General features: G+C 46.1%; 14 protein-coding genes. 7 read left to right on the top strand and 7 right to left on the bottom strand.

Going from position 1 to position 16305, the window contains the following annotated elements; translation table 11 throughout:
- Positions 1-36: 36 nt before the first annotated feature.
- From dksA to folK, 3 genes are all read left to right on the top strand, one after another.
- Entirely contained in the window at positions 37-474 is a 438-nt protein-coding gene (gene dksA, locus CVP04_RS07170) for an RNA polymerase-binding protein DksA (RefSeq protein ID WP_100296816.1), read from the top strand.
- 241 nt (positions 475-715) lie between these two features.
- Positions 716-2104: a polynucleotide adenylyltransferase PcnB gene (gene pcnB, locus CVP04_RS07165; protein WP_100296815.1), complete on the top strand. Its 1389-nt coding sequence runs from the start codon at positions 716-718 to the stop codon at positions 2102-2104.
- Positions 2101-2583 carry a 2-amino-4-hydroxy-6-hydroxymethyldihydropteridine diphosphokinase gene (gene folK / locus CVP04_RS07160; RefSeq protein ID WP_100296814.1) on the top strand — a complete coding sequence of 161 codons (483 nt, stop codon included), beginning with the start codon at positions 2101-2103 and terminating at the stop codon, positions 2581-2583. Before pcnB ends, folK begins: the two co-directional genes overlap by 4 nt.
- 14 nt (positions 2584-2597) lie before the next feature.
- On the opposite strand, the gene metX is transcribed toward folK, so the two are convergent.
- Positions 2598-3683, bottom strand: a complete 1086-nt coding sequence (gene metX, locus CVP04_RS07155; RefSeq protein WP_100296813.1) for a homoserine O-acetyltransferase MetX — start codon at positions 3681-3683, stop codon at positions 2598-2600.
- 254 nt (positions 3684-3937) lie between these two features.
- On the opposite strand from metX, the gene CVP04_RS07150 reads away from it, so the two are divergent.
- Positions 3938-4582, top strand: a complete 645-nt coding sequence (locus CVP04_RS07150; protein WP_423738298.1) for a SanA/YdcF family protein — start codon at positions 3938-3940, stop codon at positions 4580-4582.
- Positions 4583-4638: 56 nt separating this feature from the next.
- Here the strand turns inward: CVP04_RS07150 and cra are convergent, their stop codons facing one another.
- The 5 genes from cra to sucA all read right to left on the bottom strand — a co-directional run bounded on the left by cra (position 4639) and on the right by sucA (position 12107).
- A complete protein-coding gene (gene cra, locus CVP04_RS07145; RefSeq protein WP_100296812.1) occupies positions 4639-5628 on the bottom strand; it encodes a catabolite repressor/activator in 990 nt (329 codons plus the stop codon).
- Between the two features lie 164 nt (positions 5629-5792).
- Positions 5793-6659 (bottom strand): succinate--CoA ligase subunit alpha, encoded by an 867-nt coding sequence (sucD, locus tag CVP04_RS07140; RefSeq protein WP_100296811.1) that lies wholly within the window; start codon positions 6657-6659, stop codon positions 5793-5795.
- Positions 6659-7825, bottom strand: coding sequence for an ADP-forming succinate--CoA ligase subunit beta (gene sucC, locus CVP04_RS07135; RefSeq protein ID WP_100296810.1), 1167 nt, complete (start codon positions 7823-7825; stop codon positions 6659-6661). The genes sucD and sucC overlap by 1 nt, the downstream gene beginning before the upstream one ends.
- A gap of 187 nt (positions 7826-8012) precedes the next feature.
- Positions 8013-9242, bottom strand: coding sequence for a 2-oxoglutarate dehydrogenase complex dihydrolipoyllysine-residue succinyltransferase (gene odhB, locus CVP04_RS07130; protein ID WP_100296809.1), 1230 nt, complete (start codon positions 9240-9242; stop codon positions 8013-8015).
- A 69-nt stretch (positions 9243-9311) separates the two neighbouring features.
- Positions 9312-12107 carry a 2-oxoglutarate dehydrogenase E1 component gene (gene sucA, locus CVP04_RS07125; protein ID WP_100296808.1) on the bottom strand — a complete coding sequence of 932 codons (2796 nt, stop codon included), beginning with the start codon at positions 12105-12107 and terminating at the stop codon, positions 9312-9314.
- A gap of 342 nt (positions 12108-12449) precedes the next feature.
- On the opposite strand from sucA, the gene CVP04_RS07120 reads away from it, so the two are divergent.
- On the top strand, positions 12450-13736 hold the full coding sequence (locus CVP04_RS07120) for a citrate synthase (protein ID WP_100296807.1): 1287 nt from the start codon (positions 12450-12452) through the stop codon (positions 13734-13736).
- Between the two features lie 78 nt (positions 13737-13814).
- On the opposite strand, the gene CVP04_RS07115 is transcribed toward CVP04_RS07120, so the two are convergent.
- Positions 13815-14456: a ComEA family DNA-binding protein gene (locus CVP04_RS07115; protein ID WP_100296806.1), complete on the bottom strand. Its 642-nt coding sequence runs from the start codon at positions 14454-14456 to the stop codon at positions 13815-13817.
- A 97-nt stretch (positions 14457-14553) separates the two neighbouring features.
- Here CVP04_RS07115 and CVP04_RS07110 point away from each other — a divergent pair, with 97 nt between their 5' ends.
- Together CVP04_RS07110 and CVP04_RS07105 are read left to right on the top strand one after the other, a co-directional pair.
- Positions 14554-15168: a histidine phosphatase family protein gene (locus CVP04_RS07110; RefSeq protein WP_100296805.1), complete on the top strand. Its 615-nt coding sequence runs from the start codon at positions 14554-14556 to the stop codon at positions 15166-15168.
- A 140-nt stretch (positions 15169-15308) separates the two neighbouring features.
- Entirely contained in the window at positions 15309-16271 is a 963-nt protein-coding gene (locus CVP04_RS07105) for a TAXI family TRAP transporter solute-binding subunit (protein ID WP_100296804.1), read from the top strand.
- The last annotated feature ends 34 nt before the right edge of the window (positions 16272-16305 follow it).

Genomic DNA, 16305 nt, shown 5'->3' with positions numbered 1-16305 from the left:
CCAGTTAAATGGATGAATTTTTATTAGGAGATACAAATGACCAACGCTTCTTTAAGTTTATTAGCCTTAGCGGGTGTAGAGCCGTACCAACCGAAAGAAGGCGAAGAATATATGAATGAAGAACAAGTGCTTCATTTCAGAAAAATCCTGCAAGCTTGGCACGATCAAATTCGTGAAGAAACATCACGAACTGTCGCACATATGCAAGACGAGGCTTCAAACTTTCCGGATCCCGCTGATCGTGCGACGCAAGAGGAAGAATTCAGCTTGGAATTACGCACTCGTGATCGCGAACGTAAATTAATGAAAAAAATCGAGCATACCTTGAAAAAATTAGACACGGAAGATTTCGGTTACTGCGAATCTTGCGGTGTGGAAATCGGTATTCGCCGCTTAGAAGCGCGTCCGACCGCCGATTTATGTATCGATTGCAAAACCTTAGCCGAAATTCGCGAAAAACAAATGGTCGGCTAATCCGGCGATTCGATTATCGTTTGATCGGTTCTGCGAACTTATTTTATAATAAGTCGTATCCATTGTTTATTTTAAAAAAGTGCGGTCATTTTTACCGCACTTTTAACTTACATAAGCATTAAATTTTTAGAGGTTCACCATTTTAAAATTAATCACGAATCTGTTTAAAAAGAAAACCTCCGCCGCAGCGGAAGAAAAAAAACATAAAACGGATTTTAGCAAAACACAGCTCTCTCATCCGATGCCGGAACGTAACGAACCGACATTCGTTCAGCCGTCCGCCACAACAAAACCCGCCGCACCGCTCCGTTTCGATAAACATTGCATTAAAGCTTCGCAATACGGCATTAGTGCACGAATGTTCAGCAAAAACGCTTTAAGCGTGGTGGAAAAACTGCACCGCCAAGGATTTGAAGCCTATATCGTCGGCGGCTGTTTGCGCGATTTATTATTAGGCAAACATCCGAAAGATTTCGATGTGGCAACCAACGCCCGTCCGGAACAAATTCAAGGGATTTTTCAACGCCAATGCCGTCTGGTGGGGCGGCGTTTTCGTTTGGCGCACGTTATGTTCGGACGCGATATTATTGAAGTGGCGACCTTTCGCGCCAATCACAGCGATATGCACAATGAAAAACAAGCGAAACAAAGCGAAGAAGGAATGTTGCTGCGCGATAATGTGTACGGTACGTTGGAACAAGATGCGGCGCGGCGCGATTTTACCGTTAATGCACTTTATTACAATCCGCAAGACAACACCTTGCGCGATTATTTCAACGGTTTAGAAGATCTGAAAAACGGCAAACTTCGTTTGATCGGCGATCCGGTGACGCGTTATCAGGAAGATCCTGTGCGAATGTTGCGTTCCGTTCGTTTTATGGCGAAATTGGATATGTTTTTGGATAAACCGAGCGAAACGCCGATTAAACAGTTGGCACATTTACTGAAAAATATTCCGCCGGCACGTTTGTTTGACGAAAGTTTAAAATTATTACAAGCCGGATACGGCGTAAAAACCTATCGATTATTGCGCGATTACGGCTTGTTCGAACAGCTGTTTCCCGCATTAATGCCTTATTTCACCGAAAAAGCCGACAGCTTTGCCGAGCGAATGATTATCGCCGCGTTAACTTCCACGGACGAACGTGTTGCCGATAAATTGCGTATTAATCCGGCATTTTTATTCGCCGCCTTTTTCTGGTATCCGCTACGCGAAAAAGTAGAGATTCTTAAAAATGAAGGCGGACTCAATAATCACGATGCACACGCCCTAGCCGGCAACGATATTTTGGACGCATTTTGCACCGCACTTGCTGCACCGCGTCGACATACCGCAACCATTCGGGATATTTGGTTTTTGCAGTTGCAATTATTAAAACGCACGGGCAATGCGCCGTTAAGAACAATGGGACATCCGAAATTCCGCGCAGCGTTCGATTTATTGGTAATGCGCGCGCAAATCGAGGGCGGCGATTGCATTGAACTTGCCGCGTGGTGGCACGAATATCAATTAAGCAACGGCGACCAACGTTCCGATTTAATCAAAGAACAACAGCGTTTACATCCGAAACCGAAGAAAAAATTCTATCGTTCGAGAAAACGCACCAAACCGAAACCGATACAACAATGAAAACCGTTTATATCGCCCTAGGCAGCAATTTAAATACGCCGATCGAGCAGTTGAACCAAGCGCTTGTCGCACTGACGCAACTGCCCGATTCAACGCTAAGTGCGGTCAGTTCTTTTTATCAAAGCCGCCCGTTAGGCCCGCAAGATCAACCGGATTATGTGAATGCGGTCGCCTGTTTGCAAACCGAATTAGCACCTTTGGCGCTACTGGATGCGCTACAGCACATTGAAAACACGCAAGGGCGCGTTCGCCTACGCCGTTGGGGCGAACGCACTTTAGATTTGGATATTTTGCTGTATGATGAATTGATATTACAAAGCGAGCGCTTAACCCTGCCGCATTATGATATGAAAAATCGCGAATTCGTGATCGTGCCGTTATATGAAATTGCGCCGCAACTTGTTTTACCCGACGGCGAAAAATTAACGGATTTAGCCGCTCGCTTTGCCGATCATCAAATGAAAATCCTGAAAAAATAACCGCACTTTTGCGGTTATTTACTATCATATTCCAAACCGGAACGAATACGCGGTTCGAAGAAATCGTAGTCCACCAAAAACGCATCGTGTCCGTAATCGGACGGAAATTCGTGGTAATTTAAATTGACGCTGTGCTGTTCTAGCAATTCTTTGCTTTTGCGCACGTCAATGATTTTAAATAGTTGATCGTTCGTTACGCCGACCAAAGTATAACGTGCTTTAATGCGCGATAAGGCGCTTTTTAAATTCTCATAGCCAAGCGCGGGATCATACAAATCTAATGCACGCAGCAAATGAAGGTAGGTATTGGCGTCAAAACGATCCAGAAACTTCTTGCCTTGATAACTTAAATAAGATTCCACCTGAAAATAATCGCCCCAGAACTGCCCTTCCGCCTTTGTCGCCCGTCCGAAAGCTTTTGCCAGTTGTAAATCCGTGCGATAAGTCAGCATTCCGAGCATCCGCGCTATAGACAATCCTTTTAACGGCGGTTCGCCGTCATAATAATCGCCGTTATTGAAATTCGGATCGTTGATCACCGCTTGACGCATAACGTGATTAAATCCGATGGCTTCCGCGCTGAAATATAAAGAAGAACAAAGATTAATGACGTTTTCCACTGCGTCGGGATAATCAATCGCCCATTGAGTTGCCTGCATTCCGCCGAAAGATCCGCCGATCACCGCATATAAACGGTCAATTTGCAAAAAATCCAATAGTGCTTTTTGTACTTTAACCAAATCTTGCACCACGATATGCGGAAACTGACTGCCGTAAGGCGCACCGGTTTTAGGATTAAGCGAAGAAGGCCCAGTCGTGCCTTTACAACCGCCCAGAACGTTGGAACAAATGAAAAAATAGCGCGAGGTATCCAAGGCTAAGCCGTCGCCCATAAAACTTTGCCACCAACCGCTTTGCGATTTGTCCTCAAAATACGGTTCGGCATCGCCGGTTAAGGCGTGGCAAATCAAAACGGCGTTGCTTTTTTCTGCATTTAATTTGCCATAGGTTTGATAAGCAATGTCAATTTGCTCAAGTTCTCCGCCCAATGCTAACTTTAAAGGGGATTGGGTAAAAAGTGTGACTTTTTGTACTGCCATTGCCTATTCCATAACCAATTACACGCGACAGATCGAGCTGTCGATTCCTGTTGCATAAACTACCGCTACCGCTATTTATTGTCAAGAAATTTTAGACGTCTAAACTTCCAGACGTTTCATTTGACAAATTAAACTTGAATTTGCCGGCGTTTTTCATTATGTTGACGGGTAAGAAGCCTGTTTTATCCTAAGGTCGGAGCGACGTGAACATAAAGATTTTACATAACGAATTACTCAAAAGCTTTGTCCGAAAGCTGTTGCGTTATTGCGTCTATGCGGTTTTTTTGTGTGTATTTTTACTGATTTTTATCGATCAGGCGATTGGCTTTTATGTTCGCCAAGGTATTTATACGAATGTCGATACGATTCCGAATCGCCCTTACGGCGTAGTGTTAGGTACATCGAAATATTTTGCCAAAAATACGCCGAATTTGTTTTATTCCAATCGATTGAGCGCGGCGAACGAACTGTTTAAAAACCGAAAAGTAGATTATTTATTACTCAGCGGCGATAATCGCACGGTGGAATATAACGAGCCGCGCACAATGTTCAAAGATTTGCGTAAAATGGGCGTACCGGAAGCCTTTATGTATATGGATTTCGCCGGTTTTCGTACGTTGGATTCCGTGATTCGGGCGGATCAAGTGTTTAAAGCCCATTCCATTACCATTATCACGCAAAAATTTCACTGCGAACGCGCTTTATTTATCGCGAAATATCATAACATTGACGCCATTTGCTTTGCCGCCGATTATCCGGAAGGTTATACTTTCGTGCGTTTTCGCGAATTTTTCGCCCGCTTGCAAGCGGTTTGGGATCTTTTAGTGGAAAAAGAACCGCACTTTTTAGGCAATCCGGAACCTTTACCGCCGCCCGTCACTCTGCCGGTTAATCAATAACCGAATAAAAAGGGCGTCCGCCGATAAATGCAAACGCCCGATAGATTGACGATTTTCTAGCGATAATGATGAAATTTAATATCACGCAAAATCGGACTTTGCTCCGTCGCTTTTTTCTTATTATTCAGCTTATTGATAACCAAATTTAATAAGGACTGCACGATTTTCGGATGATTTTGCACCGCGCAAACAATTTCATTGCCCAGCACTTCCAACATTTCGTGATCCCCGAAGGTGGCGATAATCAGATCCTTCGGAATGCGTTTTTGTTGCCGTAATAAAATTTGAAACACCCCTTGCAGCAAAGTCAAGGAGGTGACAAAAATACGCTGCGGTAACGGATTTTCCGTCAACCATTGTTCGAAGATTTCCGCCGCTTCTTCTTTGTGGAATCGTGAAGCGTAGAGGTAATCAATCTCCGTTTTTTTATCGTCCGAAAACGCGCGGCGAAATCCGCGTTCACGTTCGCGACTAATCGGCAGATCAGGCAACGCGCCGAAAAATAGAATCGATTTGCCTTTCTTTTTTTTGCGTAAATTCATTGCCAAACGATATGCGTCATCTTCATCATCCGTGAGAACATTGATCACATCGTCGGAAATAATACGGCGGTCAAAACCGAATACGGGCACGTTACTTTCCTGATAAAACGGTGTATCCGCAGGCAACGCGGTAGAAACGATAAGCGCGTCGATTTGGCGTCGAAATAAATGCTTGGCGCATTCGATTTCGTTTTCCGGATTATCGTTGGTGCAGGCAATCAGTAATTGATAACCGCATTGACGAAATCGGTTTTCCAGCTGGTTGGCGATTTTTGCATAACTGACGTTTTCAAAATCGGGAATAATCAAACCGATGGTATTGGATTTTCCCGCACGCAAACCCGCCGCCATCGCGTTCGGTTTGAAATCGTGTTCTTCAATTAAGGCTTGCACGCGTTCGATGGTTTTATCACTTACGCGATATTGCTTCGCTTTGCCGTTCACTACATAACTGACCGTGGTACGCGAAACCCCGGCAAGTTTGGCTATCTCGTCTAATTTCACATTAACTCCTTTCAAATGTCGGAAATTTGCTAAAACGATTATAGCATTGCCGGTTTTATCTGTTCAAATTTTAACAGCTTAGAATTTGATCTTCGACACAAAAAAGTGCGGTCAATTTAAATTTTATTTTAAATCGACCGCACTTTTTTCGCATTTGTTCAAATTTATAACAATTTTTTCAAGGCTGAACCGATATCCGCCAAACTTCGGATTGTGGTGACTCCCGCCGCATTTAAGGCTGCGATTTTTTCATCCGCCGTGCCTTTTCCGCCGCTAATAATCGCGCCGGCGTGTCCCATTCGTTTTCCTTTCGGCGCGGTCATTCCGGCAATATAGCCGACAACAGGTTTCGTCACGTTTTCACGAATAAACGCCGCCGCTTCTTCTTCCGCCGTGCCGCCGATTTCACCGATCATCACGATCGCATCGGTTTCCGGATCCGCTTGGAACAATTTCAGGATGTCAATAAAATGCGCCCCCGGAATCGGATCGCCGCCGATCCCGACGCAAGTAGATTGCCCGAAACCTTCATCTGTAGTTTGTTTCACCGCTTCATAAGTCAGCGTGCCGGAACGAGAAACGATACCGATACGACCTTTTTTATGAATGCTGCCCGGCATAATGCCGATTTTACATTCTTCCGGCGTAATCACGCCCGGACAATTCGGCCCGATCATTACCACGCCGCTTTCGTTTAATTTTTGCTTAATCGCCAACATATCCAAGGTCGGCACGCCTTCGGTGATACAAACAATCAGCCGAATGCCCGCGCTAATGGCTTCTAATACGGCGTCTTTACAAAAGGGTGCGGGTACATAAATCACGCTTGCCGTAGCGCCGGTTTGTTCCACCGCTTCGCGCACGGTGTTAAAAACCGGCAAACCCAAATGCACGCTACCGCCTTTGCCGGGCGAGACGCCGCCGACTAATTGCGTACCGTATTCCAACGCTTGTTGCGAATGAAACGTGCCTTGTCCGCCGGTGAATCCCTGACAGATGACTTTCATGTCTTTATTAATTAAAATCGCCATTATTTTCCCTCCGCCGCATTCACCGCCTGTTGTGCCGCTTCGGTCAAACTTTCCGCCGCAATCACATTTAATCCGCTATTTGCTAAAATCGCTCGCCCTAATTCTGCGTTGGTGCCTTCCAAACGCACCACCACCGGCACGCTGACGCCCACTTCGTTCACCGCTGCCACCACGCCTTCGGCAATTAAGTCGCAACGAACGATACCGCCGAAAATATTCACCAAAATGGCTTTGACCGCCTTATCGGTTAAAATAATTTTGAAGGCTTCGGCAACTCGTTCTTTCGTTGCGCCGCCGCCCACGTCCAAAAAGTTCGCCGGTTGACCGCCGTGCAATTTCACAATATCCATCGTTCCCATTGCCAAGCCGGCGCCATTGACCATACAGCCGATATTACCGTCTAAGGCGACGTAGTTCAGATTCCATTTTTCCGCTTCCGCCTCGCGCGGATCTTCTTGGCTTAAATCGCGCATCGCCAATAAATCGGGATGACGGAACAAGGCATTGCCGTCGGCGACGATTTTGGCATCGAGGCAATGTAAATCGCCGTTTTCCAAAATCACTAACGGATTAATCTCCAATAACGCCAGATCTTTTTCCGTAAACAATTTGGCAAGACGGCAAAAAATTTGGGTAAACTGCTGAATTTGTTTGCCGCTTAATCCGAGTTTGAAAGCCAGTTCGCGACCTTGATAAGGCATTGCACCGACAATCGGATCAATCACCGCTTTGTGCAATAAGTGCGGTGTTTTTTCCGCGACTTCTTCAATATTTACGCCGCCTACCGCGGATGCCATAAACACAATGCGTTGCGCGCTGCGATCAATCACTGCGCTTAAATACAATTCTTTTTGCACGGAAACGCAAGGTTCCAGATAAATGCGGTTGACCGGTTGTCCTTGCGCATCCGTTTGGAAGGTGACTAAGCGTTGACCTAAAAACTTTTCGAAAAACGACCGCACTTCCGCTGTGGATTTCACCACTTGCACGCCACCGGCTTTTCCCCGTCCGCCCGCGTGTACTTGACATTTCGCCACCCATTGCGAACCGCCTAATTTTTCTATCGCCGCGAACGCTTGTTCCGTGGTTTCGCAAACGTAACCTTCGCTGACCGGTAATCCGTAATCGGCAAAAATGCGTTTACTTTGGTATTCGTGTAGGTTCATAGTTGTCCTTTTATTTTTGATGTGTTTGCCTATTCGCTCTAGGGCTTGCTGTTTTTGTTTATTTTTGGAGTAGTTAGTTTAACTTTTTTATTTTTTCTGTCTATAGCCAAATACAAACAATATGCCGAAATGACGGGATAACATTGATTCGCACATAAAAAATCGCGGGCAAATGCCCGCGCGAAGATTAGATTTCCAATAATAAACGTGTCGGATCTTCGAGTAATTCTTTCACCGTCACGAGGAAGCCGACGCTTTCGCGTCCGTCGATCAAGCGATGATCATAAGACAGCGCCAAATACATCATCGGGCGAATTTCCACTTGACCTTTGATCGCCACCGGACGATCTTTGATCGCGTGCATTCCCAAAATCGCACTTTGCGGCGGGTTGATGATCGGCGTGGACATTAACGAACCGAACACGCCGCCGTTGGTAATGGTGAAATTGCCGCCGGTGAGATCTTCCACGGTTAATTTGCCGTCGCGTCCTTTTTCCGCTAAGGCTTTGATTTCCTTCTCGATTTGCGCCATACTCAATTTATCGCAATGGCGTAACACCGGTGTCACCAAGCCGCGCGGCGTGGAAACCGCAATGCTAATATCAAAATAATTGTGATAAACAATGTCGTCGCCGTCGATAGAGGCATTAATTTCCGGATAACGTTTCAGCGCTTCGACCACCGCTTTAATATAAAAAGACATAAAACCTAAGCGCGCGCCGTGGCGTTTTTCAAAGATTTCGCCATATTGTTTGCGCAAGTTCATAATCGGTTGCATATCCACTTCGTTGAAAGTCGTCAACATTGCCGTGGTATTTTTGGCTTCCAACAAACGCTCGGCGATACGTTTGCGTAAACGGGTCATCGGCACGCGTTTTTCTTCGCGATCGGCGAGGTTGAATGCGGAAAACGGTGTTTTTTCGTGTTGTTCGACCGCGCTTTGTTGCGCATTTTTCTGTGCGGCGACGCGTTCGATGTCTTCGCGCGTAATGCGCCCGCCGACGCCGGTGCCTTGAATGTCTTCCGCGTTTAACTCGCGCTCCGCCAATAAACGACGTACCGCAGGGCTTAGGGCGTCACTGTTGGTCGGTTCGGCGGTTAATTTGGCAAAGTGACGATCCGCCGGTGTATGTTCCATTGTTTGCACCGTGGCTTTGGTGACGCCGCCGGCAACCGCAAGTGCGGTCACTTTTCCTAATAATTGTTTGCTGACAACGGTCGATCCTTCCGGCTGTAAAATGCTTTCTAATACGCCGTCACCGATTGCCGGCACTTCCAATACCACTTTATCCGTTTCAATTTCAACCAGAATTTCATCACGTTTAATCGTCTCGCCGACTTGTTTATGCCAGGTCACCACGGTAGCATCCGCAACGGACTCCGGCAGATCGGGGGTAATAATATCAAAATCGCTCATTGTTATTTCCTTAGTTAAATTGATGAGGTAATAAAGTGCGGTCGAAAATCACCGCACTTTTATTATTCGTTATGCCAGCGCTTCCGCCACCAACGCTTGTTGTTGCTCGTTATGCAACGCCATATAACCCACTGCCGGCGACGCGGAAGCCGGACGTCCCACATAGCGCAACTTGCCCGCCGGCGGTAACGAGGTGACAAAATTATGCTGGCTGCAATACCACGCACCTTGATTTAGCGGTTCTTCCTGACACCACACATAATCCGTGACGTGCTCATAAGGCGCTAATGCCGCTTTCATTTCTTCGTGCGGATACGGATACAGCTGCTCGACGCGAATAATCGCCACGTCCGTTTGGTTCTTTTTGCGTCGTTGTTCTAATAAATCATAATATACTTTACCGGCGCACAAGACGACGCGTTTGACCTGTTTCGGCTCTAAATCATCCATTTCGCCGATAACGTTTTGGTATTTTCCGCTGATCAATTCCTCTTTGCTTGAAACCGCAAGCGGATGACGCAGCAAGGATTTCGGTGTGATCACCACCAACGGGCGACGCACTTTGCGCAGCATTTGACGACGCAATAAATGATAAATTTGCGCCGGCGTGGAAGGTACGCAAACTTGCATATTTTGTTGGGCGCAAAGTTGCAGATAGCGTTCCAAACGAGCGGAAGAATGTTCCGGCCCTTGTCCTTCATAACCGTGCGGCAATAACATTACCAAGCCGCACATTCTGCCCCATTTTTGTTCGCCCGAACTGATGAATTGGTCAATCACCACTTGTGCTACATTGGCGAAATCACCGAACTGTGCCTCCCAAAGGGTTAAGGTTCTCGGTGTAGCGGTGGCATAACCGTATTCATATGCTAGCACTGCTTCTTCCGATAATACGGAATCCCACACTTCGAAATGCCCTTGTTGGGCGTGTAGCTGCGTCAACGGAATATAAATCGTGGCGTCTTTTTGATTGTGCAATACGGAATGACGGTGGAAGAAAGTACCGCGTCCGGCGTCCTCACCCGACAAACGGATGTCGTAACCCTCGTCCAACAAGGTGGCGTATGCCATTGTTTCCGCCATTCCCCAGTCGAATAACTTTTCGCCCTCCGCCATTAAACGGCGATCTTCATAGATTTTCTTCACGCGCGGATGCAGCGGATGTTCGGCGGGATATTCGCAGACTTTTTTAGCTAAATCGGTGAAACGCTGCGGCTCGAATCCGCTTTCGTATTCCGTCCATTCTTGCGATAAAAATTTCGTCCAATCCGTCGCTTCCGGATCCGGTTTGCGCCATTCCGGTACAACGCAATCACCGTTATCCAACGCATCGCGATATTGATTGATCAACCCTGTCGCGTATTCTTCATCAATCACGCCTGCGGCAATTAGTCGATCTGCATAAACTTTACGCGGCGTCGGATGTCGTTTAATTCGATCATACATTAACGGCTGTGTCACCGCCGGTTCGTCGGCTTCGTTGTGTCCGTGGCGACGATAAGAAACCAAATCGATGAAAATATCTCGCTTAAATTTGGTGCGGAATTCAACCGCCATTCTCGCCGCATAAGCCACTGCTTCCGGATCGTCGCCGTTAACGTGAATTACCGGTGCTTCGATCATTTTCGCGATGTCGGTGCTGTATTCCGTCGAGCGCGTGTCGTGCGGGTTCGAGGTGGTAAAACCGATTTGGTTATTGATCACAATGCGAATCGTACCGCCGACGGAATAACCGCGCGTCGCCGACATATTCAAGGTTTCTTGCACCACGCCTTGCCCTGCGACGGCGGAATCGCCGTGCACCGTAATCGGCAACACTTTCGTGCGTTCAGTATCGTTAATACGCGTTTGGCGCGCCCGCACGGAGCCCAACACCACCGGATTGACGATTTCCAAATGCGACGGGTTAAACGCCAAAGCCAAATGCACAATGCCGTTGTCGGTCATAAAATCGGAGGAAAATCCTTGATGATATTTCACATCGCCGGTGCCGTTTCCTTGATGCTTGCCGGCAAATTCATCGAACAATTCCGCCGGTTCTTTCCCTAATACGTTGACCAGCATATTTAAGCGCCCGCGGTGCGCCATTCCCATTACGATTTCGTTAATGCCGTTGCGTCCGCCGTGGCGAATAATTTCTTTCATTAACAAAATAAAGGCGTCGCTACCTTCCAAAGAAAAGCGCTTCGCACCGGGGAATTTCGCGCCGAGATAACGTTCCAAGCCGTCCGCCGCAGTTAATTCTTCTAAAAATTTCAGTTGTTCTTGCCGATTAAATAAGGGTTTGTTCAACAAATTTTCCACTTTTCCCTGCAACCAAGTACGCGCGTCCAAATCATTGACGTGCATAAATTCCAGCCCGATGGTACTGCAATAGGTATTTTTCAGCGCATAAGCCAAATCGCATAAAGTAATTTTGTCTTTGTTATATACATAACCGCCGATGTCGAACACTTCATCCAAATCATCATCGGTGAAACCGTAAAATTTATAATCCAACGTCGGCGCATCCATTCGTTGCCAGAGTTTCAGCGGATCCAAATCGGCGTGCAAATGCCCGCGATTGCGGTGTCCGTTCACCCATTGCAACACTTTCACTAATCGCGCACTGACATTCGGATCAATCACCGTGGCGCCTTTATGCGTGGTTTCGCGCGCCAAACGTTTAAAATAATCGCGAACTTGGGAATGCGGTTGTTCAAGTGCGGTCGGTTTCGGGAGAGAATTGAAAATTTGCCGCCAACTTTCATCTACCGAGGCGGGATCTTGGAGGTAATCTTCATAAAGATCTTCAATATAAGATTGGTTTGCGCCGCCTAATGCGCTGGAAGCTAGCCATTCGCCGATAGGGCTGTTTTGTTTCATTGCGACCACCTGATTTGATATTTGATTGGTATAAAAAGTGCCTAACCTAATACGATTCTATTATACATAGGATTGCGTAATTCACACGTTCTGTTTTTCATTCAATAGTCACTCGAATAATTAAAGAACAAATGCGCACAAGAATCAATACAATTAATTAACAAACAATTAACAATTTTCTTGTTTTTTGATCTGCCTCGCATTTTTAAAAAATAACATTTTTTTAACAAAATTTTTTGCAAATTTATAAAGACAGCAAAGAAATAACAGGTTATATTGACAGCACTATAAAAAATAAACCGAATACAAACACAATATTTAAAACTCAGAAGGACTATCTCTATGACTGAATTAACCGCAAAACTCTCGTTAAGCGACGGTCGTGAACTCGAACTCCCTGTTCGTCAGGGAACCTTGGGTTATGACGCGGTCGATGTACAACCTTTGGTAAAAAATAAACTTTTTACCTTCGATCCCGGTTTTATGTCCACGGCGTCTTGCGTCTCGGAAATTACCTATATTGACGGCGACGAAGGCATTTTATTGCATCGCGGCTACCCGATTGCCGATTTAGCGCAAAATGCCGACTATTTGGAAGTCGCGCATTTATTGTTGTTCGGCGAACGCCCGACACAGCAGGAATACAAAGAATTTATTCAACTTGTTCGCAAACACACCTTAGTGCACGAACAAATCTCGCGTTTCTTCCACGGTTTCCGTCGAGACTCTCACCCGATGGCGATTATGTGCGGGGTAAGCGGTGCGCTGGCGGCGTTCTATCACGATTCTTTAGACATTAATAACATTCAACACCGCGAATTAACCGCGATTCGTCTGTTGGCGAAAATGCCGACTTTGGCGGCGATGTGTTATAAATATTCTATCGGTCAGCCGTTTATGTTCCCGCTCAACAAATTGTCTTATTCCGGCAATTTCTTGCATATGATGTTTGCAACACCTTGCGAACCTTATGAAGTGAATCCGGTATTGGAACGCGCGATGGATAGAATTTTTATTCTGCACGCCGATCACGAACAAAACGCATCCACTTCAACGGTACGAACTGCGGCGTCCTCCGGCGCGAATCCGTTTGCTTGTATCGCAGCGGGTATCGCTTCCCTTTGGGGGCCGGCGCACGGCGGGGCGAACGAAGCCTGTATTAATATGTTGGAAGAAATCGGCACTGTCGATCGTATTCCGGAATATATTGCGCGCGCGAAAGATAAAAATGATCCGTTCCGTTTAATGGGATTCGGTCATCGCGTGTATAAAAATTACGATCCGCGTGCGAAAGTAATGCGCAAAACTTGCCACGAAGTGTTAAAAGAATTGAATATCGACAATCCGTTGTTCGATGTGGCGATGGAATTGGAGCGCATTGCCTTAAGCGATCCGTACTTTATCGAACACAAACTTTATCCGAACGTCGATTTCTATTCCGGTATTATCTTGAAAGCTATCGGTATTCCGAAATCAATGTTTACGGTAATTTTCGCAATGGCGCGTACCGTCGGTTGGATCGCCCATTGGAAAGAAATGTTCAAACCGGGCAATATGAAGATCGTGCGTCCGCGTCAGCTTTACACCGGTCATACGGAACGTCCGTTCGAGCCGATGGATAAAGATTAAAAAATATAAAAAAACGACCGCACTTTTTTCCGACGGATTCAAGTGCGGTCGTTTTTCTTTTTAAATTTTCAGCCCGAATTAAAAGCTCAAATAAGGCGCGATTTTTTCAATCGTGCTTTCGCCGATACCGGAAATATTCAATAATTCCGCCGCAGATTTGATTTTGCCCACTTTGTTACGGTAATCGATAATCGCTTTGGCTTTCGCCTCACCGATGCCGGACAAACTTTGCAAGGTTGTCGCGTCCGCTTTGTTAATATTCACTTTTTGCGAATTTGCCACGGATTTCACGGAATCCTTCATCGAATCGACTTTATCCGTCGCCGCTTTTTTCGCGCTTGTCGCGCTGTCTTTCATTGATGTGACCTTCTCTTTTGCCGCGGTTTTCGCCGTCGTCGCCTGATCTTTTGCCGACGTCATTTTTTCCGTCACGGATTTTGTTGCGCTGTCTTTTACGGAAGTCGCTTTATCCGTTGCCGCTTTTTTCACGCTGGTTGCGCTATCTTTCGCAGAGATCATTTTATCCGTTGCGGTTGTTTTTGCCGTAGTCGCTTTTTCGCTTAACACGCTTTTCGCGCCGCTTACGGTTTCTTGTTTCATTGTTTGTGCGCTTGTTTTTACGCTGTCTTTAATGCCGGTTAACGGATTTTCCGCCGCCAATGCGCCGCCGGAAATTGCAACTGCCATACTTAAGGCTAGAATTGATTTTAAAAATTTCATATAAGCTCCTTAGTCGTTTAAAATTAAGTTAAAACCGAAGCATAAGACTCTCGGAATAATAATTAGTTCCGCACATTCCATAAAAAAGGTACCAATAATGAAACATATTTATCTTATTCGTCACGCAGAAAGTTTCGCCAATGCGGGCGGTCAAGCGCTCGCGGATTCGGCGATTCCGCTAAGCGAAAAAGGGCAACGACAGGCGCAAGAACTTGTCGCCCGACTGCCGCCGTCCGCTAAAGTTTACACCTCCGAATTTCTCAGAACTCAACAAACCGCACAACCTTATTGCGCCCATTGGCAGGTGAATACGGAAGTTTTACCCTGCTTGAACGAGTTTTCATATTTACCGCTGGCAATGATCGAAGGCTTAACAGGACAACAACGTCAACCTTTGGTGCAATCCTTTTGGTCGCAAGCCAATCCCGATTTGCGTCTTGCCGAAGAGACGGATTCATTTGCGCAATTTAATCGCCGAATCGATCAATTTCTTGCGGCGGCGCCCGATTTTGCTGCTGATACGTTGTGCTTCGGTCACGGTATTTGGATTGCCTTATTGGTTTGGCGTTTATTGGGTTTTTCCGCCGAATCCGGCGAAGATATGCAAAAATTCCGTCAATTTCAACCGAACTTACCGATGAAAAATACGGCGATTTGGCAACTGAAATTAATAAACGACAAAATCGACGGGATTTATTGCCTGAATCCTTAATGTATTGAAAAGAATGTGAGGTTTTGGTTAAAAATAGATTGCAAGGAAAACTTTTCTACTGTATATCTTTACTTCGTTCGTAAAGAATTTTTGACGACACAACATCCTTATACAATCCCCTATTCAAGAGGAGTAATAATATGAAAAAACTACTAAAACTCTCAATGATTGCCGGTATCGCAGCGGCTTCTTTTTCCGTTCAAGCGGAAGATAAATTCGTCACTATCGGCACCGGCGGTCAAACCGGCGTTTACTATGTGGTGGGTCAATCCATTTGCCAATTAGTGAATCGCGACACCGCAAAAACGCAAATTAAATGTAACGCACCTTCAACCGGAGCTTCCGTCGCCAACTTAAATGCGATTGCGGCAAATCAAATGGAAATGGGTATCGCGCAATCGGACTGGCAATATCACGCTTATAACGGCACCAGTTCTTTCGAAGGTAAGAAAAACGACAAATTACGCGCCGTATTCTCTATTCATCCGGAACCTTTCACTTTAATGGCGCGCGATGATTCCGGCATTAAAACCTTCGACGACTTGAAAGGCAAACGCGTAAACGTGGGCGATCCGGGTTCCGGCACGCGTGCGACAATGAACGTGATTTTAGCGGCAAAAGGCTGGACGGATAAAGAATTTAAAGTCGCTTCCGAACTTAAACCGGCGGAAATGGCGTCCGTAATGTGCGATAACAACTTAGACGCCATTACTTATAACGTCGGTCACCCGAACGGTGCGTTAAAAGAAGCGGCAGCGGCCTGTGCGGCTCATCTTGTTCCGATCACTGGACCTGAAATCGATAAATTAGTGGCGGATAATCCGTATTATGCCAAAGCGCAAATTCCGGGCGGATTATATACAGGTACGGATAATCCGGTGGATACCTTCGGTGTGTATGCCACATTGGTCACTTCCGCCGATGTTGACGATGATCGCGTTTATGCCGTAGTAAAAGCCGTATTTGACAATTTCGAACGCTTCAAAAAATTGCATCCGGCATTTAATAATTTGAAAGAAGAAGAAATGATCAAAAACGCGCTTTCCGCGCCATTGCACGACGGTGCGGTGCGCTATTATAAAGAACGCGGTTGGATTCAATAATTCGTCATCCGTTTAGGGCAGGGTTTCCCTGCCT

This window comes from Caviibacterium pharyngocola (genome assembly GCF_002795405.1).
Taxonomy (GTDB): Bacteria; Pseudomonadota; Gammaproteobacteria; order Enterobacterales; family Pasteurellaceae; genus Caviibacterium; species Caviibacterium pharyngocola.
The sequence above is the reverse complement of the archived record's forward strand: the minus strand, read 5'-3'. Positions and strand labels throughout refer to the sequence as shown.